16 protein-coding genes are annotated in these 19,182 nt (G+C 59.5%); 11 read left to right on the top strand and 5 right to left on the bottom strand.

Annotated features, from left to right (window positions below; genetic code table 11):
• The first annotated feature begins 20 nt into the window (after positions 1 to 20).
• The 3 genes from JF535_RS03175 to JF535_RS03165 all read left to right on the top strand — a co-directional run bounded on the left by JF535_RS03175 (position 21) and on the right by JF535_RS03165 (position 3,119).
• On the top strand, positions 21 to 1,166 hold the full coding sequence (locus tag JF535_RS03175; protein WP_206998978.1) for a murein hydrolase activator EnvC family protein: 1,146 nt from the start codon (positions 21 to 23) through the stop codon (positions 1,164 to 1,166).
• A gap of 186 nt (positions 1,167 to 1,352) precedes the next feature.
• Complete coding sequence (locus JF535_RS03170) at positions 1,353 to 2,750, top strand: S41 family peptidase (RefSeq protein WP_066962069.1); 1,398 nt, start codon at positions 1,353 to 1,355, stop codon at positions 2,748 to 2,750.
• A 123-nt stretch (positions 2,751 to 2,873) separates the two neighbouring features.
• Positions 2,874 to 3,119, top strand: coding sequence for a DUF6316 family protein (locus tag JF535_RS03165; protein ID WP_066960442.1), 246 nt, complete (start codon positions 2,874 to 2,876; stop codon positions 3,117 to 3,119).
• A 22-nt stretch (positions 3,120 to 3,141) separates the two neighbouring features.
• On the opposite strand, the gene hisF is transcribed toward JF535_RS03165, so the two are convergent.
• The 4 genes from hisF to hisB form a co-directional block, all read right to left on the bottom strand.
• Positions 3,142 to 3,912: an imidazole glycerol phosphate synthase subunit HisF gene (hisF, locus tag JF535_RS03160; RefSeq protein ID WP_206998976.1), complete on the bottom strand. Its 771-nt coding sequence runs from the start codon at positions 3,910 to 3,912 to the stop codon at positions 3,142 to 3,144.
• 26 nt (positions 3,913 to 3,938) lie between these two features.
• Positions 3,939 to 4,682 carry a 1-(5-phosphoribosyl)-5-[(5-phosphoribosylamino)methylideneamino]imidazole-4-carboxamide isomerase gene (gene hisA / locus JF535_RS03155; protein ID WP_066960436.1) on the bottom strand — a complete coding sequence of 248 codons (744 nt, stop codon included), beginning with the start codon at positions 4,680 to 4,682 and terminating at the stop codon, positions 3,939 to 3,941.
• Positions 4,683 to 4,880: 198 nt separating this feature from the next.
• Positions 4,881 to 5,525, bottom strand: coding sequence for an imidazole glycerol phosphate synthase subunit HisH (gene hisH, locus JF535_RS03150; RefSeq protein ID WP_206998974.1), 645 nt, complete (start codon positions 5,523 to 5,525; stop codon positions 4,881 to 4,883).
• 13 nt (positions 5,526 to 5,538) lie between these two features.
• Positions 5,539 to 6,126, bottom strand: coding sequence for an imidazoleglycerol-phosphate dehydratase HisB (gene hisB, locus JF535_RS03145; RefSeq protein WP_066960431.1), 588 nt, complete (start codon positions 6,124 to 6,126; stop codon positions 5,539 to 5,541).
• Between the two features lie 152 nt (positions 6,127 to 6,278).
• Between hisB and JF535_RS03140 the strand changes: the two genes are divergently transcribed.
• The 8 genes from JF535_RS03140 to JF535_RS03105 all read left to right on the top strand — a co-directional run bounded on the left by JF535_RS03140 (position 6,279) and on the right by JF535_RS03105 (position 16,686).
• The gene (locus tag JF535_RS03140) at positions 6,279 to 6,569 is read left to right on the top strand and encodes a hypothetical protein (protein ID WP_206998972.1); all 291 of its coding nucleotides are present in this window, start codon (positions 6,279 to 6,281) and stop codon (positions 6,567 to 6,569) included.
• Between the two features lie 91 nt (positions 6,570 to 6,660).
• Positions 6,661 to 8,802 carry a TonB-dependent receptor gene (locus JF535_RS03135; RefSeq protein WP_206998970.1) on the top strand — a complete coding sequence of 714 codons (2,142 nt, stop codon included), beginning with the start codon at positions 6,661 to 6,663 and terminating at the stop codon, positions 8,800 to 8,802.
• A 242-nt stretch (positions 8,803 to 9,044) separates the two neighbouring features.
• Positions 9,045 to 9,560, top strand: a complete 516-nt coding sequence (locus tag JF535_RS03130; RefSeq protein ID WP_206998968.1) for a DUF6795 domain-containing protein — start codon at positions 9,045 to 9,047, stop codon at positions 9,558 to 9,560.
• A 363-nt stretch (positions 9,561 to 9,923) separates the two neighbouring features.
• Positions 9,924 to 10,328, top strand: a complete 405-nt coding sequence (locus JF535_RS03125; protein WP_206998966.1) for a DUF6795 domain-containing protein — start codon at positions 9,924 to 9,926, stop codon at positions 10,326 to 10,328.
• Between the two features lie 3 nt (positions 10,329 to 10,331).
• Positions 10,332 to 11,489, top strand: a complete 1,158-nt coding sequence (locus tag JF535_RS03120; RefSeq protein WP_206998964.1) for a lipase family protein — start codon at positions 10,332 to 10,334, stop codon at positions 11,487 to 11,489.
• Between the two features lie 163 nt (positions 11,490 to 11,652).
• The gene (locus JF535_RS03115; RefSeq protein WP_206998962.1) at positions 11,653 to 13,752 is read left to right on the top strand and encodes an AsmA family protein; all 2,100 of its coding nucleotides are present in this window, start codon (positions 11,653 to 11,655) and stop codon (positions 13,750 to 13,752) included.
• A 182-nt stretch (positions 13,753 to 13,934) separates the two neighbouring features.
• Positions 13,935 to 14,783 carry a type 1 glutamine amidotransferase domain-containing protein gene (locus JF535_RS03110; protein WP_206998960.1) on the top strand — a complete coding sequence of 283 codons (849 nt, stop codon included), beginning with the start codon at positions 13,935 to 13,937 and terminating at the stop codon, positions 14,781 to 14,783.
• Between the two features lie 169 nt (positions 14,784 to 14,952).
• Positions 14,953 to 16,686 carry an arylsulfatase gene (locus tag JF535_RS03105; RefSeq protein WP_206998958.1) on the top strand — a complete coding sequence of 578 codons (1,734 nt, stop codon included), beginning with the start codon at positions 14,953 to 14,955 and terminating at the stop codon, positions 16,684 to 16,686.
• Positions 16,687 to 16,802: 116 nt separating this feature from the next.
• On the opposite strand, the gene JF535_RS03100 is transcribed toward JF535_RS03105, so the two are convergent.
• Entirely contained in the window at positions 16,803 to 19,007 is a 2,205-nt protein-coding gene (locus JF535_RS03100; protein ID WP_206998956.1) for a TonB-dependent receptor, read from the bottom strand.
• Between the last annotated feature and the right edge of the window lie 175 nt (positions 19,008 to 19,182).

Raw genomic sequence — 19,182 nt, 5'->3', positions numbered from 1 at the left:
CGCGAGGTAGAACCATCTCCATGAACATATCTGCCGTCGTTATTGCAGCCCTGCTGTCGTCTCTGCTTCTGGTCCCCGCCTGCTTCGCGCAGGCGGCGGACGAAGAACAGCAGGCGCGGCTCGCGGAGATCAAGCAGCGCATCGAGGCCCTGCAGCAGGAACTTAACCAGGTAAAAAGTGACCGCGACCAGTTGCTCAAGGACCTGGAGTCCAACGAAAAGGACATCTCGGAACTTCTGCAGCGGATCGACAAGATCAAAGCCGACATGCAGAGCCGCGGCGAAAAACTGCAGGAGCTGAAGAAAGAAGAGCAGCAGCTGGAAGAATCCCGGCGAAGTATGCAGCGGCGGGTCGAGCAGGAAGTCGCCGCCGCTTACCGACTCGGTCGCCAGGAGCAGATCAAGCTGCTCCTCAACCAGCAAGACCCCCAGCACATCGCCCGCCAGCTCCGCTATCACGACTACTTCCTCAAACAACGCAATCGCGTCATCGGCGATTACGTCTCCACCCTCGACCAGCTCTCCACCGTCAGCGCCGGCATCCAGCGCGAACAGGACACCCTGGCCCACGAACGCAGCCAGCTGGAAGAAAAACGCCGCGCGCTGGTGAGTGCACAACAGAATCGCCAGCGCACCCTCGACAAGCTCGCCCGGCAGCTCGCCAGCAAGAGCGGCGAACTGAACCAGCTGCACAGCGACCGCAGCCGCCTGCAACGCCTGGTAGACGAAGTGGGCCGCGCCATTGCCAGCCTGATCAACCCCAGCGACCAGACCCCATTCGCCAAGCAACGCGGGCGCATGCAGTGGCCCACCAGCGGCCGTCGCGCCAACGCCTTTGGCCAGCGCCGCGCCAATGGCATCACCTGGACCGGCGTCACCCTGCGTGCCAACGAGGGCACACCGGTCAAGGCGATTCACCGGGGGCGCGTGGTCTTTGCCGACTACCTGCGCGGCCAGGGCATGCTGATCATCCTCGACCATGGCGATGGTTACATGAGCCTGTATGGCCACAACCAGTCCCTCACCCGCGCTATCGGCGAGTGGGTGGAGCGCGGCGATACCATCGCCAAGGTGGGTAATACCGGCGGTCTCAGCCAGGCCGGGCTCTATTTCGAAATCCGCCACCGCGGCAAGCCGCAGGACCCCACGGTGTGGTGCAGGGGCTAAGCCCGCCACCACGTCCATAACCAAGCCCGCAAAACAGGCGATGCTGCCCTACCACACTCCCCGCTGCGTTTTTATCCCTGCGCAACACACGCCAGTTCGTTTCCCCGCCAAGTTCAAACCTCACGGGAGTGCCGGGTCTACAATTCTTCATGGACAGTAACGATAAATGCCAAGGACGTGCAGATGATGTTCACCACCAAAACACTGGCCCGCCTGATTGGCGCCGCCGCTCTCGCCGCTCTTCCGCTGATGGGACTCAGCCAGGGCGACCAGGACAACAGCGCCGTGCGCGCGGTCCAGGAAGCCGAATCCCGACTGCCGCTGGAAGACCTGCGCAGCTTTGCCAAAGTGTTCGAACAGATCCGTCAGGGCTACGTCAATGAAGTCGACGACAGCACCCTGCTGGAATACGCCATCAAGGGCATGCTGCAGGGGCTGGACCCGCACTCCGCCTACCTCGACAGCCGCTCGTTCGACGACCTGCAGGCCAACACCACCGGTGAATTCGCCGGCCTCGGTATCGAGGTGGGTATCGAAGACGACTACATCACCATCATTACCCCGATGGACGACACACCTGCCGCCCGCGCCGGACTGCGCGCCGGTGATGTGATCCTGCGCCTGTCGGGCAAATCCATGCGCGGGGTAAGCCTGGACGAGGCGGTGGATAAAATGCGCGGCCCGGTGGGCTCCTCGGTCACCCTGACCATCGGCCGCAAGGGCCACAAGGAGCCCTTCGATGTCACCGTCAAGCGCGACAAGGTGCGCGTATACAGTGTGCGCGGCGAGATGCTCGAAGACGGTTACGGCTACCTGCGGATCAGTCAGTTCCAGATGGACACCGGCGGCGACCTGATGCGCGCCATGAAAAAGCTGAAGAAAAAGGGCGAACTGAAAGGGCTGGTGGTCGACCTGCGCAACAACCCCGGCGGCGTGCTGCAATCCTCGGTGGAAGTGGTGGATGCGTTCCTTGAGGAAGGGCTAGTGGTTTACACCGAGGGCCGCAATGACTCGTCCAACTTGCGCTACTCCGCCAGTGCCGGCGATGTCACCAACGGCGCACCGCTGGTGGTTTTGATCAACGACGGCTCTGCCTCCGCCGCGGAAATTGTCGCCGGCGCACTGCAAGACCACCGCCGCGCGGTGGTCATGGGCACCGACAGTTTCGGCAAGGGCTCGGTGCAGACCGTTATCCCGATCAACCAGGATCGCGCGATCAAACTCACCACCGCCCTCTATTTCACCCCCAAGGGGCGCTCCATTCAGGCCCAGGGCATCAAGCCCGATATCACCGTTGAAAGAGTGCAGGTTACCCGCCTGGACGGCCGCGCACGCACCACCGAAGCGGATCTGGCCGGGCACCTGGGTAACGGCAACGGCGGTGCCGAAAGCGGCTCGGAAGATCGCAAGCGGGCCAAGGCCAAGCAGGACGACTGGTACAGCCGTGACAACCAGGTGTTTGAAGCACTGAATGTGCTCAAGGGCCTGAATCTCTATGTACGTCGCACACCCACGGGCACTGAAGAAAGCAGTGCACCGAAAGCGAAAGATCAGGTGGCACAAATTCGCGCCGAAGACCTGTAAATCCCGGTAATTACAGGGAGTGACACCCGGTTATTGGCTAGGCTTTTAACTGGGTGTGCTGTTACCGCTGGCATTGGCGGGACGGTAGTAAGAAGTCGTTACAGAGGTATTAGCGAGGTTGTCATGCAGCAGTATCGTCGTGGCGAAAAAGGAGAGTCTATCCCTCCCCGAGCAGACCGCTTCTTCAAACTGGACGACGATTGGTACTTCACCGTCCGCGGCGGCAAGACCTTCGGCCCCTACGCCTGTCGCGAAGAAGCCGAAAAGGCCGTAGACAAATTCCTCAACCCCCTCAACAAATACACCGGCAACGTGCGTCCGTTTGGCAGCCTGCGCGCACGCCGTTGGCGCGGCACGCAAAAACTATAAGCGGGCCGTACGCACTCGCGAGTTAAAGTCGCATTTCAATACCCGCGTTCTGCATAAACGCCTTGGCTTCGGCCACGGTGTATTCACCGAAATGGAAAATACTCGCCGCAAGCACGGCATCGGCACCACCCTTGAGCACGCCGTCGGCCAGGTGTTGCAGATTACCCACACCACCGGAGGCGATGACAGGTACCGACACCGCGTCGGAGATGGCGCGGGTCAGGGCCAGGTCAAAACCGTTTTTGGTGCCATCGCGATCCATGCTAGTCAGCAGGATTTCCCCAGCACCAAAGCTGTCCATTTTCTTCGCCCACTCCACCGCGTCGATGCCGGTCGGCTTGCGTCCGCCGTGGGTGAAGATTTCCCACTTCGGCTCTTTGTGATTACCAACCTGCTTGGCATCAATGGCAACGACGATGCACTGGCTGCCGAAACGATCGGCGGCCTCGCGCACAAAGTCCGGGTTGAACACCGCAGCGGAATTGATCGCAGTCTTGTCCGCGCCGGCGTTTAGCAGGTTGCGGATATCCTGCAATTCGCGCACCCCGCCGCCCACGGTCAGGGGGATAAACACCTCAGAGGCCATTTTTTCCACGGTGTGCAGTGTGGTATCGCGGCCCTCGTGGGTGGCGGTGATATCCAGGAAGGTGACTTCATCGGCACCGGCTTCGTTGTAGCGCCGGGCGACCTCCACCGGGTCACCGGCATCGCGGATGTCGACAAAATTCACGCCCTTGACCACCCGGCCGGCGTCGACGTCGAGACAGGGGATTATGCGTTTGGCGAGGCCCATGCTGTTGTCCCGGTTCCTTATTTCAGTTACTTGTTCCAGCTGTCGCACAGCTGTTGTGCTTTTTGCAGGTCGAGCTTGTCTTCGTAAATCGCACGCCCGGTGATGGCACCGAAGATTTCGGTTTTGTCATCGCCAGCGGCGAGCAGTTTTTCGATATCTTCGATGCAGCTGACACCGCCGGAGGCGATGATGGGGATCTGCACCGCGCGGGCGAGGTCCATGGTAGATTCGAGGTTGACGCCCTGCATCATGCCGTCGCGGGCGATGTCGGTGTAAACGATGGCGCTGACACCACAGTCCTGGAATTCCTTGGCGAGCTCGGTGGCCTGCACATCGGAGACTTCGGCCCAGCCTTCGGTGGCGACGAGTCCGTCTTTGGCATCGAGGCCGACGATGATATGGCCTTCGAATTCCCGGCAGGCTTCCTTGACCAGTTTCGGGTTTTTCACCGCCGCGGTGCCGATGATGGTCCACTGCACGCCGGCTTCGAGGTACCACTCGATGGTTTTAAGGTCGCGGATGCCGCCGCCGATCTGGATCGGAAACTGCGGGAACTGGCGGGCGATGGCGTTGACGGCGTCGCCGTTGACGGGGTTGCCGGCAAAGGCGCCGTTCAGGTCGACGATATGCAGGCGCTTGGCGCCCTGGCTGAGCCAGTGTTCGGCGGTGGCGACGGGGTCGTCGGAGAAGACAGTAGCGTCTTCCATTTCACCCTGGCGCAGGCGCACGCACTCGCCGTCTTTCAGATCAATGGCTGGGATTACGATCATTTTGGTTAACTTCCTGTTTCGGGGCCCCGGTTAGTTTCAGGCCCGGTGGCGGCAGGGCACCGGGTAAGTCTTTTCAAAACCGCTGTGAATACATCCCTGTACGCTGCGTCGGCAACATCCCTGTTGCCGACGCTTTTGAAAAGACTTACCCGGCACCCTGCCTTCGCATCTAGTTATTTACTTCGCCGGCCGGCGCTCTTAAGCAGCACCGTTCCAATCGACAAAATTTTTCAACAGCTGCATACCCGCATCCGCACTCTTTTCCGGGTGGAACTGGGTGGCAAAGATATTGTTGTGGGTCACTGCCGCGGCGAACTGCACACCATAGTCGGTGATGCCAGCAACGGCTTCATTGTCTTCCGCGGGCACATAGTAGCTGTGCACAAAATAGAAACGGCTGCCGTTTTCGATGTTGCGCCACATGGGGTGGTCGATGGCTTGCTGCACCCGGTTCCAGCCCATATGCGGGACTTTTAAATGCTGGCCATTTTCGTACAGGTCCTTGCCGAAAAACTTTGCCGGCTGCGGGAAGATACCCAGGCAGTCGACGCCGCCATTTTCTTCACTGCTCGCCATCATGATCTGCATGCCCACGCAGATGCCGAGAATCGGCATGCCCGATTCGACACACCGGTTCAGCAGCGGCACGAAGCCCGGGCGGATGAAGCCTTCCATACAGTCGCGGATGGCGCCGACGCCGGGGACGATCAGGCGGTCAGCGCCTTCGGCTTGTTCAGGCGTGGTGGCGAGCACCACTTCATCAGCGGGAGCGACTTTTTGCAGGGCGCTGGCGACGGAGTGGAGGTTGCCCATGCCGTAGTCGAGGACGACGATCTTTTGCATCTTCGCTCCCGCCTTACAGCACGCCTTTGGTGGAGGGCATGGCGCCTTCCATCCGCGGGTCCGGGGTCAGGGCCATGCGCAGGGCGCGGCCGAAGGCCTTGAACACGGTCTCGATCTGGTGGTGGGCGTTGAAGCCGCGGATGCAGTCGATGTGCAGGGTCACCAGGGCGTGATTGACGAAGCCCTGGAAGAATTCATAGAACAGCTCGGTGTCGAAGTTGCCGATGCGTTTCTGGGTAAAGGGCACGTTCATGGTGAGACCGGGGCGACCGGAGAAATCGATGACCACGCGGGACAGCGCCTCGTCGAGGGGCACGTAGGCGTGGCCGTAGCGAGTCATACCCTTTTTGTCACCGATGGCCTGGTTGATGGCCTTGCCAAGGGTGATACCGATGTCTTCCACGGTGTGGTGGTCGTCGATATGCACGTCGCCATCGCAGGTGATATCCAGGTCGATCATGCCGTGGCGGGCGATCTGGTCCATCATGTGCTCGAGGAAGGGGACGCCGGTGTTGAATTTGCCGGTGCCTTTGCCGTCGAGGTTAAGGCTGACCTGGATCTTGGTTTCCAGAGTGTCGCGGTTGACGCTGGCGGTGCGCATGAGGTCTACATCCTTGATTGCAGGGCGGGACTCACCGGTTTGGCTGGCCCCTGAGACAGAAGGCGCGAATTATACGCCCAAATGGGCCGGAATTTGGCGGATAGTGTCAGATGAAACTTGATTCGTCACAGAGATCAAATATCATACCGCCCATGACTATGCACCCCCGCCACAAGACCCCTGTCTGGGTCAGCTTTGTACTGCTGTTCGCGCTGATGCTCGCGCAGCCGGTGCTGGCGGAGCATATTCACATCGAAGAGCGGGCGCACAGCATGTGCGACCTGTCCCACAACCACACGCCCGCCCCCGCGGGGACTGAGTTCACCTTCGTCTCCGCTGACCTGGCGCCGCTGTATATCCAGCAGCAGGCCCCGGCGGCCCTCGATTGCCAGCCGGAGCGCCAGTCCGCCCGCGGCCCTCCCGTACACCTGTCTATCCGCTGAACGCGCCGATTTAGCAAACACATAACGCTTACGTTTTCGGGCACCGGTCTCTCGAGCGGCCGCGGCCTGTGATTGACAGGAATAATTCAAAATGTACCGAGTAAACACTCTGGCGCTGGCTGTTGCCTGCGCTTTCTCTTCTGCTGTGTCTTCTGCCGCTTCCGCTCAGGCCACCGATTCTGACCGAGAGGCCCTGGAAGAGGTCAATGTTACGGTGTCCCCACTGGCCAAACCCGCCGATGCAGTAGCGGCGCCGGTTTCTGTACTGAGCGGCGATGAACTGCGCAAGTCCGCCGCGGCCACCCTGGGCCAGACCCTCAACAGCCAGCTGGGCGTGGCCAATGCGGCCTTCGGCGGCGGCGTGGGCCTGCCGGTCATTCGCGGCCAGAGCGCCAACCGGGTGAAGGTGCTGAGCGACAACCTGGACGTGGCCGACGCCTCCAACACCAGTTCTGACCACGCGGCCAGTATCGAACCCCTGCTCGCCAACAGCATTGAAATCCTGCGTGGCCCGGCCGCCCTGCGCTACGGCAGCGGCGCCATCGGCGGCGTGGTCAACGTGATTGACGGCCGCATCCCCACCCGCGTTCCAGAAGCCACCGAGGGCGCGGTCGAGATGCGTCACGACACCGCCAATAACCAGGATGCGGGCGTGTTTCGCCTCGGTGGCGGCGCAGGCAACCTGGCCTGGTACCTGGACGGTGTCTACCGGGAGAACGGCAATACACAGATTCCCGGCCTCGCAGTCCTTGAACATGAGGAGCACGAGGAGCACGACCACGAAGCACACGCCGGTGAAGAGCACCACGAGGACGAGTTCAATACCGATGGCTTTGTCGGTAACACCAACGCCCGCGCCAAGAGCGGCAGCGCCGGCCTGTCCTGGGTAACCGACCGCGGATTTATTGGCTTCTCTGTCAACCGTCTGGAGAACAACTACGGCATCCCCCTGGGCACCCATGTTCATCATGAAGACGAGCACCACGAAGAGGGCGGCGAACAGCACGCGCTTGCAGAGGAGCATGAAGAGCACGGCGAAGAAGGGGTGCGTATTGACCTGGCCCAAACCCGCTACGACCTGAAGGGCGAGCACGCCTTTAACAGCGAGTACTGGGACAAGATCAGCTTCCGCCTGGGTCACAACGACTACGCACACGTCGAGATCGAGGACGGCGAACCCGGCACCCGCTTCACCAACAAAGCCTGGGAAAGTCGCGTGGAGGTTACCCATGATGACGGCGGCGAGTGGCGCGGTGCCTACGGCCTGCAAGTGTCGCGCAAGGACTTTGCTGCGATCGGCGATGAGGCGTTCATTCGCCCGTCCATCACCGACAGTCTCGGCGCCTTTACCATGAAAGAGCGCGAGTGGGGCAACTGGCACCTGGACCTGGGGGCCCGCCTGGAGACGGTCAGCATCGACCCACAATACGGCAACGACAAAGACTTCACTCTGGTCGGCCTGTCCAGCGCACTGCAGTATTTCCTGAAAGAGCACCAGCACCTGAGTGTCAGCCTGACCAGCGCCGAGCGCGCACCGGTGGCCGAAGAGCTGTTTGCCGATGGCGCTCACCTGGCGGAATCCCGCTACATCATCGGTGACGAAAACCTCGACAAGGAAAACTCGCTCAACCTGGAGCTGGGCTATCACCACCACAATCAGGACGCGACCGGATGGCACGCGACCAAAGTGGAAGCCAATGTGTTCTACAACCGTATCGGCGACTACATTTATGCCGCCAATACCGGCCTGGAAGATGAAGAAAGTGAATTCGCCATCTACGGCTACCAGAACCGCGATGCCGCCTTCTATGGCGCTGAAGCCTCGGTGCAATTCCCGCTGGCCAGCGGCCTCAGCCTGACCCTGTTTGGCGACAGTGTGCGTGCAAGCTTTGATGATCGCATCGCCGGTGAAAGCCGCGAAGTGCCACGCCTGCCGCCGCTGCGTTACGGCTTCGCCCTCGGCGGTGATTACGCCAACTGGAACTGGCAATGGCGCAATACCCACGCCACCGAGCAGAAACGCCCCGGCACATTTGAAGAAAGCACCGACGCCTACACGCGCATGGATCTCACCGCCCAGTACAACTTCAAACTGGCGGGTAACGATGCGGTGGTGTTTGCCAATGCACGCAACCTGCTGGATGAAGAAATCCGCAACGCCACTTCGCTGTTGCGCGACTTCGCGCCGGAAGCGGGGCGCAGTGTGGAAGCGGGGGTGCGCATCCACTTTTAATCCAACCTGAGCATTCCGTGCAATGTCGGCCGGCATTGCACGGAATGCTCAACACCCGCCCCACTATTCCCTCAAAAAATTCACGCTCCCCGCCCGACCACAGCGCCTAAAGTACACACTGTTGAGCGTCGCGGATTCCTGCACGACAGTACCAACTGACTTTTCAAATACATTGTTACTCGACATGTGAGCATTTCGTCTTACAATCATCCGCTCAACCTGAAACCAAGGACGCGGAATCAGTGCAAAAATTTCTTATCGCCCTGCCTGCTGCACTTCTGATTCTTTCACTACCCTGGCCTGGAGCTGCCATGTCCAAAATGAATCCATTGAAAGCCTGCACTTTTTCTGAAATGGAAATTTCCATTCTATTCAAAGGTGCGCCCGCCAGAGGAGCCAAGATCACCCGAACCATTGAGTGGAAGCAAGAACGCACAGATCAGTTCACTACTGATGACCATGGCCATGTAACCTTACCGGCGGAATTCGAAAATCACCTTCTCAAAGCCTTCCCCATGGAGTTTGTCTCGGCGCAACATCTGGCGGTGCAATTCGAGGGTAAGGAATATGAAATCTGGAATTACGCGAAGCGTGATGCAGATCTCAATAGCGAGATGTACGGTGCGCCCCTGCAACTTACCTGCGAGCTGACTAGTGAACCAAAGACCCAGCGCGCGTTTGGCTCTATCGTGGGAACACGCTGCACCTGGCAACCAAAGAATAACTCCACTATTAACGCTGAAAAGGAATTCACGTAACGAAATTTACCCCCCGTGGTTCAGCGTCAACATAACCAATGACTTTTACCTAATCAAAAGAAAGCACGCAAGAAAACTGTTTTTTGACCTGCATCCTGAACAGTTCAATAAGGCTGTAAATTTACCGCCATCACCGCATACAACCTGCTCCGCCGCCGGTCTTTGTACGCCTGTACCACAAATAACAAATCAAAGCTATCGACAACCAAATAAACACCGTTAGAATCGAAGCAACAAATAATTTTCCTGAACATCCGTAGTCGGATTTCCAGCCCACATATGACCCAAAAAATTACACCAAAATTGGCACTTATTTTACTGTGCGCATTTTTTAGCACCTTCAGCACCACTAAAGGATATTCAATGTCGATCTTTGACGCAGGGAAGGCTTACTTTTTTTCTCCGGTAACTGGCGTAGTGACTAAAGACGACAAGCCTATTAGCAATGCCAAAATTATTCGCAAGTGGGAGCATCAGTCGATGGAGCAGGACGAAACCGTTACGGATGATGATGGGAATTTCTCTCTCCCCGAGGTGCGTCGCCGCTCGGCAGTGCAATTCATCCCGGCTGAGTTCGTTGTAGGCCAGGAAATATCCGTCGTGCATGACGGAAAGGAAATCGTTATCTGGTCCGCATCCAAAAGGGATTCTTCAAAGAATTCCGAGCTTGGTGGAAAAGCACTCGACCTCAAGTGTGACCTGAATAGCGAAGAAAAAATCTACCGAGATTTCGGCCCTGCGCTTTTCACAAAATGTACCTGGGAGTAATTCATGAATAACCTGACTCCCGAATTTGCAGCAAGACTCGCATCAGACATATACGACATAAAATTGAGCCTTCGTCAGGAGCGCTTTAAGAAGCTCTACGAAAACTACTTCAACATAGAAGAAACGAAACTAAAGGGGAAAACCGGGGCGTTCACTTTTCTGAAAAGCACACATACCATGGGCATTGCGACACATGGGATAAACGACTACACAGGCCACTCCTTCGTTGCTTTGAAGGGAACTGCTAGCCTCTATGACGGGCTAACCGACCTGAACGCAGGACTGAAAAAATTTCACACCGGTGGCCTGGTGCACCAGGGCTTCTATTACACCTTTGAATCCTTTGTAAAAAGCATCGACGATTTCGTGGATGACCTGCCGAACGATGTTCACACAATTCACTGTGTAGGCCATAGCCTCGGAGGCGCTCTGGCCACTCTCGCGGCAGATTATCTAAAGTTAAAAAGTAATAAAACGGTAAAGCTGTATACGTTTGGTAGCCCTCGCGTAGGCCTGGACTTCTTCGCCAATGGTGCAACCAAGCGGCTCGAAGACTCCAATATTTTTCGCGTTTACCATCGAACCGATCCTGTCGCGATGGTCCCTACTTGGCCGTTTATCCATGTGCCGGATAGCGGGCCCGGTGATCTTCTCCTTCAGTCCGGCGTTGCACTCAACCCCGCCCAATACCACAAAATGGACAATTACATCGCCTCACTGTCCGGAGGGGAAGAAAAGCACAATTGGGACCTGGTGAGAAAAAAGCGCCCCCCCACCCTGATTCAACGCAGCATCCAGAGCTGGCTCGAGTCAGATGGCCCCCTCTCGCTAACACTGAATACGGCCTGGGTTGCCGCTGAGGCGGTGATGTGGGTATTGAAAAAGGTGGTAGAACTTGCTGGTATCGCACTTGTTGTCACCGGAGCCACCACCTTCACGCTGATGGATCAACTGGCGATTTTTCTCAAAAAGGCCCACGACTTCGGCAAGAAGGTTTCCCATTGGGTCACCCGACTGCTCATCCGGCTCGGCAGAATGATCGGTATCGTGGTTGCCGATGGCACCAATATCACCATCGCGCTCATCCGGACAATTTTTATCCGCATGCACAACGCTGTGTCTGAACTGGTGCTGCGTGCCGGGCGCCACACAGAGCACTGACCCCCTCATCCGGCGTAGCGCCTTCAAGGTCCTCGCCGGATGAGGTTTCATTTCCTACCGGCAACTGCTTCAATAGTCGCATCCGCGACACCGGGAGCACTTCAACAAGTGCTCCCGGTGTCGCCCCTTTTCTCGCCATTTCCCGAATAAGGATGCGCTCTTTATGGCTTGGATCAAACGCGGTCTTATCACCCTCGTTGTTCTCTTCGTACTTTTTGCCGGCGTTGTCGCCTGGTTCCTTTCCGGCCTCGATGCCAACCAGTACAAGCCCAAAATCGTGCAACTCGCTGCGGACCAGGGGATCGCCCTGACACTCGACGGCGATATCGGCTGGCAAATCTGGCCCAACATTGCGCTAAAGCTCGAAGGTGTGAAACTGGCACCGCTGGCCCTGCCCAGTGAATCACTGCTGGAAGCCGATAAGGTCGCGGTAGGTGTGGCACTGATGCCGCTGCTGGACAAGCGCATCGAAGCCCAGGAGATTGTTCTGCTCGGCCCCCAGGTGGCGCTTACCGTGGACAAGAACGGCAAGGGCAACTGGGAGCTGATTACCGACGCTATGGAGGCGAAAGCCGCCCAGGACGCGAAGACCCAGCGCGAAACCCCGCCCACTCTGGATGTTCCGAAGGAGAAAGAGGCCTCAGCCGGTGGCCTTGAACTGGCGCTGGAACAGCTGCGCCTGGAAGACGGCGTGCTGCGCTACACCGACCGGCAAACCGGCACCGAGTATGCCGTGAGCAAACTACAGATTTCCGCCGACAACCTGGTGCCCGGCGGCAAACCAGGTGACGTGCGCGTAGCCGCCGAGCTGGCGGGCAGCGATCTTCCAGAGCCTATCCAACTCGATATCCACAGCAGCCTCGCCATCGACGAGGGGCTGAACGGGCTGCGCCTGCAGCCGGCCAACATCAAACTTACCGGCGCCGACGGCGCCAGTGCTGAAGTCAACCTGCGCGGTAACGTGCGCCGCCCCAAGGCCGATGCCCCCTGGCAGATCCAGCTCAACCTCAAGGTCAATGTGGACCCGATTGCCGGCTGGCTTGCGAGCGTAGGTAGTGACTATAAGGCCCAAAGCAGCAGCGCCCTGCAGAGACTCACCATCGAGTCCGATATCAGTGGCACCGACAAGCAGATGAGCCTGCAACCACTGGAACTGTCACTGGACGGCCACAAATTCAACGGCAGCGCGAGCTATCAGGCCGGCGACATCCCCAGTGTTTCCCTGAGCCTCAAAGGCGGCGAACTCAACGTGGACGACTACCTGCCACCCCCCGCAGCCGCCCCGGAGCAAAGTGAGCTCAGCGCCGATATGACCGCCGCACAACCGGTGCCGCTACCCCTCGAGTCCATGCGCGGCTTCAATGCCAAGCTGGACCTGACCCTGGAAAAGCTGCACGCACTGGACTTCGAAATTGACCAGCCGCAGCTGGCAGTGAACGTGAATAACGGCCTGTACCAGTTGAACAAGCTCGCCGCTGGGCTCTACGGTGGCAACCTGAACAGCACCGGTGTATTCAATGCCCGCGGCAACACCGCGCGCGGCGAATTGAGTGGCGGCCTGAGCGGCGTAGAAATATCCAAGGTCCAGGAAGCGCTGTTCGCCAGCGACGAACCGGAAGCCGCAGACCAGAAGAAGGTCACCCTGTCTGGCAAGACCGACCTTACCTGGGTGGCCCAGACCAGCGGTGCTGACACCCTGGCGCTGCAGAAAAACCTGCGCGCCGCAGTGCAGCTCAACGCCAAGGAGCTGGCACTGGCGCCCTTCAATCTGGAAAAAGGCATGTGCCAGCTGGTGAGCTACGCCGAAAAAACGCCACTGCCAGAAAGAGAGTGGCCCGCACAAACCCGCCTGCAGGACCTGCGCACCAGCGTGAACCTGAATGGTGACGTGGCCAAGGTGGAAGGCATCAATGCCGGCATCGAAAATATCGCACTCAGCGGCGACGGCACCGTCAACTTGGAGCAGCAAAACTTCGACTTTGCCCTTGGCCTGGCCCTGGTAGGCGAGAAGACATCCGGCAACGGCTGCTCGGTACAGAACAGTCGCTGGCGTAACCGCCCGCTGCCACTGCGCTGCAAAGCCAAGTTTGACGAGGCCGGTGCCACCACCTGCAAGCCGGACAGCCGCCGCCTCGACGACCTGATCCGCGAAGAGCTCAAGTACAAAGCCGAGAAGAAATACGGCGATAAAGTGCAGGAAAAAACCGAAGAGCTGAAAGACAAGCTCAAGGACCGGTTCAAGGGCCTGTTCAACCGCGACTAAACCACCGGCCCGGCCATGGGCCGGGCCCTCCGCCCAGCCCGTTATGCCGGATTCCAACACGGTCCCCGTCCCTGCCCGCTGCCTGAAGTCCCGACCCACAGGCTGCCCGCCGCAAGAAAATTGACCCACCACTTATATTGTCGCAATATATGCCAATACATTTCTTACAGAGACCCAATAGGATGCGCAACAAACTTCTCATCGCCGCGGCCGGTCTGACGGTCGTGGCTGTGGCGTTCGCCCTGCTGCTGCCCACCCTCCTCCACAAGGCCGGGCTCCACCCCGAGTACACTGGCGACACCGTCGCACTGCCGGGCAAGCGTGCGCTGGTGATCACCACCAGCCACGGCACCCTGAACGCACCCGGCGAGACCGACGGCAAGGCCACCGGCGTGTTCGCCTCGGAAATGACCGTGCCCTATTACACCTTCCTCGACGGCGGCATGCAGGTGGACATTGCCAGCATCCAGGGCGGCGAGATCCCGGTGGACCCGGAATCCTTCTTCTACGCGGTGCGCACCGCGGAGGACGAGCGCTACCTGCAGGATGCGGTAGTGCAGGCCAAAGTAAAGAATTCCCTGCGTATCGACGAGGTCGACTTTACCCGGTACGACATCATCTTTATGGCCGGCGGCTGGGGTGCAGCCTACGACCTGGGTTATTCCGATGCTCTGGGGCGCAAGGTCAGCGAGGCCTATTACGATAGCAGCGCGGTAATCGGTGGGGTGTGCCACGGTGTGCTGGGCCTGATCAAGGCCGAGGACAAGGACGGCAAGCTGCTCATTGCCGGGCGCCGTATGACCGGAGTCAGCGACAAGCAGATCAAGGAGCTGGGTATCGAGGTCACCCCACAGCACCCGGAAACCGAGCTGCGCAAGGCCGGCGCCGAGTACGAAAAGCAGACCGCCTTCCGCGACATCTTTGCCACCCACGTTGTCGTGGATGATGAACGCCGCTTTGTCACCGGTCAGAACCAGAACTCCGGCTACGAAACCGCGCATCAGATGATGGCCATTGCCGCCAAGCCCTAAGGCCCACGTTCACGTCGCCAGCTCTATCGCTGGCGACCAGCCCCATACAGGCGCAACCCCTATGTACCGCAAACCCGCTTCAACCGCCCGCCGCACCGGCAAACATTTCGCCCGCACACTGCTCTGCACCTCACTGGCCGCCGCCATCAGTGCTGTGACGCAGGCGCAAATGAGTGAAAGTACGAGTGAGTCAGCAACATCCACCGACGCCGCCAAGCGCCCCAATATCCTGGTGATCCTCGCCGACGACCTCGGCTACACCGATCTCGGCGCCTACGGCAGCGAGATCAGCACCCCCAATCTGGATGACCTCGCGCAACAGGGGCTGCGCTTCAGCAAATACCGCACCGCGCCCAGCTGCGCTCCGACCCGCGCCATGCTGATGTCGGGCGTCGACAGCCACCGCGCCGGCGTCGCCAATATCGCCGAAGCACTGACGCCGGCCCAGTCGCACTCTCCCTTCTACCAGGGCCACCTGCGCAAGGACGTGGTGACCATCGCCACCCAGCTCAGGGACGCGGGCTATCACACCTACATGGCGGGCAAATGGCACCTGGGCTACAAGGATCCAGCGCTGCGCCCGATCAACCGCGGCTTCGAACAGACCGTCATGATGCCGTATTCCGGCGGTGATAACTGGTCCAACAAAAGCTACCTGCCGCTATATGAAAAAACCCTGTGGTTTGAAAACGGCGAGCCGTATGAACTGCCAGAGGATTTCTATTCCTCAGAGTTCCTGGTAGACAAGGCCATCGCCCAGATCGACAGCAACCGCGCCGACGGCAAACCGTTTTTCACTTACCTACCGTTTATGGCCGTGCATATGCCTATGCAGGCCCCAAGGAAATACACACAGAAATATCTGGAGACCTATCGCCAGGGCTGGGACCCGATCCGCAGCCAGCGCCAGCAAGCGGCGAAAGCGATGGGACTGGTGCCCGCCGATGCGGCGATGAAGCACATGAACACCACCGCCGAGTGGGCGACGCTGTCGGAAGAGGAACAGCGCTACAACGCCAAACGCATGGCGGTGTATGCGGGCATGGTCGATGCCATGGATGTCCACATCGGCCGACTGCTGCAGTACCTGAAAGACATCGGTGAATACGACAATACCGTTATCGTCTTCACCTCCGACAACGGTCCCGAGCCCAATGAAATTACCGGCCCACAGCGCCTGCTGATGCTCAAGCTGCTGGACTACACCGACGACTACGAAACCCTCGGCGAAAAGGGCAGCTTCGCCACCATCGGCCCGAGCTTCGCCAGTGCCGCTGCCGCGCCCCTCGGGCACTACAAATTCCACTCGGGGGAGGGCGGCATGCGGGTACCGCTAGTGGTCAGTGGCCCAGCCGTTGCCGATGTCCTGCGCGGACAAATCAGCCACGCCACCGCCTATGTCAAAGACCTCGCGCCGACCCTGCTGGAACTGGCTGGGGTTGCCGACCACCGCGGCCAATACCGCGGCCGCGCCGTGGAGCCAATGACCGGCCGCAGCCTGCTACCGCTGATCGAGCAATCCGCTACCGCAGTGTACGGCCCCGAGGACACCATCGCTTACGAAATCGGTGGCAACGCGGCGCTGATCAAGGGCGACTACAAGATCACCTTCAACCGCGGTCCGAATAACGATGGCCAGTGGCACCTGTACCATATCGAGCGCGACCCGGGTGAAACCACGCCGCTGGAACAGCAGGAGCCGGCGCGCTTTGCCGAGCTGCTGTCGGATTACGAAACCTATGTGCGCGACAACGGCGTACTGCCGGTACCGCCGGACTACAACCAGCGGCGCCAGGTCACCCGCAATGCCGTAAAGCAGCGTTTGCCGCAGATCGCCCTTTTCGCCGGGTTACTGCTGGCCGGCGTCGCGGCGCTGCTGCTGTGGCGCCGCCGCCGCGGCTAGCGGGTCAAAAGTACAAACCGAAGAGCACAAAAAAGCCGGCAGTTTCCTGCCGGCTTTTTTGCATCTGCATGGGCCCACTGCAGGGCCCAGCACTCACACTAGATCGGTACCACGCCTCAGAACTGATAGCTGACCGTAGCACCGATGGTGCGAGGCTCGGCAAGCCAGTCCTGCTGGGCGCCGGTCATCGCCGCGGGCACGGTGCGCAGGTAGGAGTAGACATCGTCCGTGGCGTTCTTCACCCACACCGCCGCATCCCAGTCCTCATTGCGCCAACCGGCACGCACATTGACGGTCTCACGATCCTGCACAAAATCGGGAACATCCGGATTCACCGCGTGATCCGAGGCATAGTTGTAGTCGGTACGCAGGTAGGCCGCACCGTCCGCCACCGGCGCCATCAGGGTGGCCGCGAGATTGGAAGTCCAGCGCGAGGCAGGGAAGACATCGTTATCCAGATACTGCACGCCGCCGCTCAGCTTCAGGAACTGCCAGGGGGCTGCGGCAAAGTTCAGGTCCACGCCCTTGATTGTGCCTTCATCCGCCTCATTGGCGACATAGGTGCCGAGGCCCATGGCCTGCTGTCTCAGGTACTGGAGGTCATCCACCAGCATATGAAACGCCGTGGCATTGAGCTCCAGCTGGTTGTCGAACAGACGCGACTTGATACCCAGCTCGTAGTTGGTGGTCTGCTCGTTATCGTAGGTGCGCTCGGCACCCGCGCCCGCCACGCCGTTGAAACCGCCGGACTTGTGGCCGGTGGCAACAGAGGCAAACACCATCACGTCCTCATTGACGAAATGGGTCAGGCTCGCCATACCGGTGACACTGTCGTCCTCGAGACGGAAGCTGTCATCTACCGGAGCGTAAAGTGCCGCGATCAGTGGCGGGATATTCATAGCCGGCCCCGCCGGGCCAAAGGCACCGGCGGGGATACCGGTTGCCGTGGAATCAGCCCGCACATACATATCTGCGGATTTTTCCTCAGCGGTGTAGCGCAGGCCAACGGTAGCTTCCCAGCTGTCGGAGAAGGTGTAGGTGGTCTGGCCGAAGGCCGCAAAGGTATCGGTCTCCCAGGCATTGTCGATCGTGGAGCTGTCGCCGGGGCGTGCCAGCATGGCAAATGCAGGCCCCAGCGGATGCACCTGAGTGCCCACAGCGAGGATGTCCGAGCCAAAGTTAGCGACCGGCTGGCCAAAACCGCGGCCCAGCTCTTCATGACTGAAATAGAGGCCCGCCAGGTACTGCAGCGGCCCGTCCAGATCACTGCTCAGGCGCAGTTCCTGCACCAGGCTCTCGCCACGGTACGCATCGTCCACGTAGTAGAGGTCGAGTTCGGTGCGGTCACCGTCAAAGCTGCTCACCCATTCGTAATCGTTCCAGGCGGTGATTGAAGTGAGGGTGGCAAAAGACAGGTCGTAGTCCACCACCGCGCTGAGCGCATCGGCCGAGAGGGTAAACGCCAGCGGGTAATCGTTATTGCTGTAGTAATCCAGCGGATCGCTTTCGGGAACTTCCAGGCCCTTCATCTGCAACACGCCGGCCATAGCCGGGCTGATGGTAGTGTCGGCACCACAGCAACTGGAATCCCGCTCTACACGGCTGGCTATCAGGTTCACACTGAGCGCGTCGGTAGGCTCCCAGGTAAATTTACCGCGCAGGTTCCAGTCAGAGCGGTCGTTCTGGTCCGGGCCGGTACCACTTTTCAGCCAGCCATCGCGCTGGTGTACCGACCCGCTCAGGCGGTAACCCGCCGTGTCACCAACCGGCGCGCTCACCGAGGCGGTGAATTTCTGCAGCCCATAGTCGCCGGCGGAGGCCTCCAGTCGCGCTTCAGACTCCTCCATATTGACACCGGTTGTGACAATATTAAGCACGCCCGCATTGGCGTTCTTGCCATACAGGGTCCCCTGGGGTCCCTGCACCACTTCGACCCGCTCAACATCCACCAGATCCGACAGGCCGAGGCCAGAGCGACCCAGGTAAACACCATCGACCACTACCGCCACCGAGGCCTCCAGCGAGGGATCGTTCTGGTTGGTGCCCAAGCCGCGGATACGAATGCCAGCCGCAAACGGGCTCATATTTCGGTTAACCGTGAGGCTCGGTACCTGCACGGCCACATCCTTTGCATCGTCGATGCCCGCCTGCCGCATTTCCTCAGCGGACAGAGCACTCACCGAGACGGCAATGTCCTGCACGCTCTGCTCGCGCTTGGTGGCGGTGACGGTAACTTCTTCCAGTTCAGCCCACGCACTGGCGGCGGCGCTGGCGAGGCCGACCGCGAGTGCGGTCTTGGTAAACAGTTTATTCATCGGCATGGTCTCTCTCCCAGATCGCTGGAATTATTATTGTGAATTGGCGAATGAGCCCACCCAGACCACCGGTGATCCTGACCGCCAACTATTGTCATAACTTGCGACATCAACTGTATGCTAGCCAAACCAGGCAATTGAATGCAAGGCGAATCGCGGACAGCCGAATAAATCGGCACAA

Source organism: Microbulbifer salipaludis, from assembly GCF_017303155.1.
Taxonomy (GTDB): domain Bacteria; phylum Pseudomonadota; class Gammaproteobacteria; order Pseudomonadales; family Cellvibrionaceae; genus Microbulbifer; species Microbulbifer salipaludis.
This window is presented reverse-complemented; position numbering and strand designations above follow the sequence as displayed.

Bases quoted from the DNA above. Each gene is read 5' to 3' on its own strand.
- JF535_RS03175 (WP_206998978.1), top strand. From the start codon at position 21: ATGAACATATCTGCCGTCGTTATTGCAGCCCTGCTGTCGTCTCTGCTT.
- JF535_RS03170 (WP_066962069.1), top strand. From the start codon at position 1,353: ATGTTCACCACCAAAACACTGGCCCGCCTGATTGGCGCCGCCGCTCTC.
- JF535_RS03165 (WP_066960442.1), top strand. From the start codon at position 2,874: ATGCAGCAGTATCGTCGTGGCGAAAAAGGAGAGTCTATCCCTCCCCGA.
- hisF (WP_206998976.1), bottom strand. From the start codon at position 3,912: ATGGGCCTCGCCAAACGCATAATCCCCTGTCTCGACGTCGACGCCGGC.
- hisA (WP_066960436.1), bottom strand. From the start codon at position 4,682: ATGATCGTAATCCCAGCCATTGATCTGAAAGACGGCGAGTGCGTGCGC.
- hisH (WP_206998974.1), bottom strand. From the start codon at position 5,525: ATGCAAAAGATCGTCGTCCTCGACTACGGCATGGGCAACCTCCACTCC.
- hisB (WP_066960431.1), bottom strand. From the start codon at position 6,126: ATGCGCACCGCCAGCGTCAACCGCGACACTCTGGAAACCAAGATCCAG.
- JF535_RS03140 (WP_206998972.1), top strand. From the start codon at position 6,279: ATGACTATGCACCCCCGCCACAAGACCCCTGTCTGGGTCAGCTTTGTA.
- JF535_RS03135 (WP_206998970.1), top strand. From the start codon at position 6,661: ATGTACCGAGTAAACACTCTGGCGCTGGCTGTTGCCTGCGCTTTCTCT.
- JF535_RS03125 (WP_206998966.1), top strand. From the start codon at position 9,924: ATGTCGATCTTTGACGCAGGGAAGGCTTACTTTTTTTCTCCGGTAACT.
- JF535_RS03120 (WP_206998964.1), top strand. From the start codon at position 10,332: ATGAATAACCTGACTCCCGAATTTGCAGCAAGACTCGCATCAGACATA.
- JF535_RS03115 (WP_206998962.1), top strand. From the start codon at position 11,653: ATGGCTTGGATCAAACGCGGTCTTATCACCCTCGTTGTTCTCTTCGTA.
- JF535_RS03110 (WP_206998960.1), top strand. From the start codon at position 13,935: ATGCGCAACAAACTTCTCATCGCCGCGGCCGGTCTGACGGTCGTGGCT.
- JF535_RS03105 (WP_206998958.1), top strand. From the start codon at position 14,953: ATGAGTGAAAGTACGAGTGAGTCAGCAACATCCACCGACGCCGCCAAG.
- JF535_RS03100 (WP_206998956.1), bottom strand. From the start codon at position 19,007: ATGCCGATGAATAAACTGTTTACCAAGACCGCACTCGCGGTCGGCCTC.